Source organism: Enteractinococcus helveticum, assembly GCF_020742345.1.
Taxonomy (GTDB): Bacteria; Actinomycetota; Actinomycetes; order Actinomycetales; family Micrococcaceae; genus Yaniella; species Yaniella helvetica_A.
The window spans coordinates 1-3340 of record NZ_DYXC01000099.1; the positions used below are offsets into that span (position 1 = coordinate 1).

Annotated in this window: 3 protein-coding genes; 1 reads left to right on the forward strand and 2 read right to left on the reverse strand. The window is 54.3% G+C overall.

The annotated features are described in order from the left end of the window. The first annotated feature begins 98 nt into the window (after nt 1-98). On the forward strand, nt 99-890 hold the full coding sequence (locus K8V32_RS09260; protein WP_303906231.1) for a type IIL restriction-modification enzyme MmeI: 792 nt from the start codon (nt 99-101) through the stop codon (nt 888-890). A gap of 631 nt (nt 891-1521) precedes the next feature. On the opposite strand, the gene K8V32_RS09265 is transcribed toward K8V32_RS09260, so the two are convergent. Both K8V32_RS09265 and K8V32_RS09270 read right to left on the reverse strand, forming a co-directional pair. Next, nucleotides 1522-2142 carry an ATP-binding protein gene (locus tag K8V32_RS09265; protein ID WP_369681057.1) on the reverse strand — a complete coding sequence of 207 codons (621 nt, stop codon included), beginning with the start codon at nt 2140-2142 and terminating at the stop codon, nt 1522-1524. Next, complete coding sequence (locus K8V32_RS09270; RefSeq protein WP_303906234.1) at nt 2111-3181, reverse strand: IS110 family RNA-guided transposase; 1071 nt, start codon at nt 3179-3181, stop codon at nt 2111-2113. The genes K8V32_RS09265 and K8V32_RS09270 overlap by 32 nt, the downstream gene beginning before the upstream one ends. Nucleotides 3182-3340: the final 159 nt, after the last annotated feature.

Genomic DNA, 3340 nt, shown 5'->3' on the forward strand with positions numbered 1-3340 from the left:
TCACCCGAATCCGGATGCAGTGATTGTTAGCCGGGTATTCGAGACGGCCTGACAACACAGGCACATAGCGTTGATCACACAATAAAAACGGAGCTTTCTTGGCTCCCGCCCCAAGTTGCAACAGCACCGAAAAAGACGAGTTCCTGGCGTTAGAACCAGCGGCAGAAAAATTCTTTTACCGCTGGTACGGAGGACAGGAGTTCATCAAGGGCATCGAACGTTGGGTCATGTGGTTAGGCAATGCCAAGCCAGCAGAGCTACAAGCGATGCCCTATGTACTTAAACGTGTGCAAGCGGTCAGAGAGTCACGGCTAGCCAGCAAGAGCGTCCCCACCCAAAAACTTGCAGAAAGTCCGACTAGATTTCACGTAGAAAATATCCCTTCAGGAAATTCCCTACTGATTCCCCAAGTGTCTTCAGAGCGACGTCGTTATATCCCAATTGGGTTTTTAGAACCCGGTACTTTAGCCAGTGACAAAGTCCGCTTAGTTCCTGGTGCCACGAAGTATCACTTCGGCGTTCTCCATTCTCGAGTGCACAATGCCTGGATGCGCACCGTTGCTGGTCGTTTGAAGTCTGACTTCAGCTATTCCAATGGCATCGTTTATAACAACTTTGTGTGGCCCGAGGTCACTAAAGACCAAGAATGTGAAATCGCAGAACATGCTCAAGCTGTCCTTGAGGCACGTGAAGCGTACGAAGGTACCACGATCGCCCAGATGTACGACCCGGACCATGACTGGTTGTATTCAGAACTCACCGCAGCGCACCACTCACTCGATGCTGCGGTCGAACGGGCCTACGGGCTAGAACCCGGATGCGATGAAAAAATCATCGTTGAGCGACTTTTTCAACTCTATGCACACGCTGTGAACCGTTTGCAGGCATAGCTACCCATCCATCGAAGCGACCTGAATCCACCATCGTTCAAATCACCTAACAGTTCGATACCTCTCGGGCTACCGTGCGCAAAGGCATGAATAATGGCTGGTTTCCTGTCGCGATAAAAGACCTCCACGGGCGCGGGACCATCCCCGTCGATAACGTGCTTCAAGCCGGGTTCACGACCCGAAAAACATGGCTCAATGACCCTGCTCATGCATGTGCTCAAGTCGATAAGTTCAAAGCCGCATTATCTCCAAATGAATCGAACACAATCAGGATAAATTTTATCTATGCCCCACTCTAAAGACTCATTCGTAGAACTCTGCAGCTCGGACTATGGAATTTTTCTTGCAGCCCTGGACTCTCAAATTTTTACCTCTCTTTTTACTGTCGGAGGGGTGGTGTTAGGTGCATGGCTAACACATTAAGTTTTGAAACTCTTCCAGCGACACTTTTATGCCTATGCTGTTCTAGGGTTGCGTTCCACCCGTCCGTCTGTTGCAGCATCATAGTGCGCAATGGCTGGCGCGTAGCCTCTGATGGTACTGCCGGTCCACGGAGTTGGTACCTCAGTTCTGGGGAGGTGGTACCGGCCCGTGTTTCAGGGCCGGTTCGTGGTGTTCCTCCTTGGGGGGATTATTGCCAGTAATCTTTGCGGGATTGGGTTTTCAGTTGTTGGTGTTGTCGCATGTCGATGTCGCCGAGGTTGATCTTTCTGGCGTTGTTGGCTAGCCGGTTGACGATGGAGTCGGCGGCTACTCTGTCGGGCAAGATATCAACCCAGTGTGCTGGTCCAGTTTGTGAGCTAATGATGGTGGGCAATCGGTGTTCCCGGTTGGCTAGGACGGCAAACAGGTCGCTGGCCGCGTTGGTGTCGATGCCTACGGTCAAAAAGTCATCAAGGATCAGTACTTCGGTGTCTGACAGTGTGTTGAGGAGTTTCTGGTGGGCGATGCCATCGGTGCGGGCAATGACCAGTTTGCGTGCCAGATCGTCCATGCGGGTGTAGTAGACGCTGTGGCCGTTGTGGCAGGCAGCAATCCCGATCGCGCAGGTCAGATAGGTCTTGCCGCCACCGGTTGGTGAAGTGATTAACAGATTCATTGGATCCGCCGACCAGTCATGGGCACCATAGCGTTGCATCCTGACTTTGGTGATGCCACGACCGGGCTGATAATCCAGTTCTGCGATACTGGCCTGGGGAATGGGGACTCTTCTATGATTGTCAAACGGGTTGCAAGCGTTGATTCTGAGTATTGAGGATTCTAAAAACTCTGCGGGCGAGGTAGCGTTTGAGGCAGCGTCGGATTTCGCGGTCGGTTTTGCCTTCGGCCCTTCGTTTTGTGACGTAGGATTTGGTTTCCTGATCGTGAGTCATTTTGCTTACCGCCACCATATGCAAAGCGCTGTTCAGGCTTCTGTCGCCTCCGCGATTGAGCCGGTGTCTGACGGTATTTCCTGATGAGGCAGGAATGGGGTTGACCCCGGCAAGGGACGCAAATTGCGCCTCGGAGGGCACCCGACCCGGATGTGACCAGGCTGCGAGGCATTTTGCTGCACTGACGGGCCCGAAGCCTTTTTCTTCCAGCAGCGGTGCGGCGTGACTGACCTGAACGAGCTCTTCAAGTTGCCGTTCATTGGCTGTCAACTGCTGGTCTAGCTCTTGGATGTCTTTGGCCAAGCGGATGGCTTCTGCCCGAGCTACCAAGATCGCCAGGTCCTCTTTGCGGGTGCGCCACTTGGCGACTTCCACGATTTGGCTTTTGCTCAGTTTGCCTCGGGCATCCAGGCCCAACTCATTGGCTCGGACAAGCGCGGTCAGCGCGTTGATGGAGCGGGTGCGGTCATTGGTCATCGCAGCCCGAGCGGTGACCAGAATCTGAATGGCTTGGCGGATGCCATCGTTGAGCCGTGGCCGACGTAACGCGGTCAGGGGTAACGACAAGGCGGCGGTCGCGATCCGGTGGGAATCCAGTGCATCGGATTTGCCAACCCCGTAGCGTTGCGTGGGCTCCATGCGAGGCGCTTCGGCAACTGGGTAGCTGTGGGCAGCAACGGTGCCGGTCAGGATCGCACCATAGGAGCCAGTGCCTTCGATGACCCAGAGCGTGTCGGCATCAGCTTCGGTACGCCTGGCTACCCAGGCCAGCGCGCGATTGATGCCGGCTACTGTTGTCGGGAAGTCATCGGTAGCAATGACTGCACCAGTTGCAGCGGCCAGGACGGTGTAGACATGTTTGCGGGCGTGGGTGTCAACACCCACGACAAACGGGTGTGTTTCAGCGACAATAGACATAGCGGTCGTTGTGCCTTCCAATGTGATGGACATGGTCAGTGGCCGTTGGTGGCCGGTACCAGTCCGGGTGGATTCACATCGGAACAGCACTGTGACTCTTCTATAACTGTCAAGCGGCGTGAGCGAATGTTTTTTGGGTGTTGAGGATTCGGAAGACTC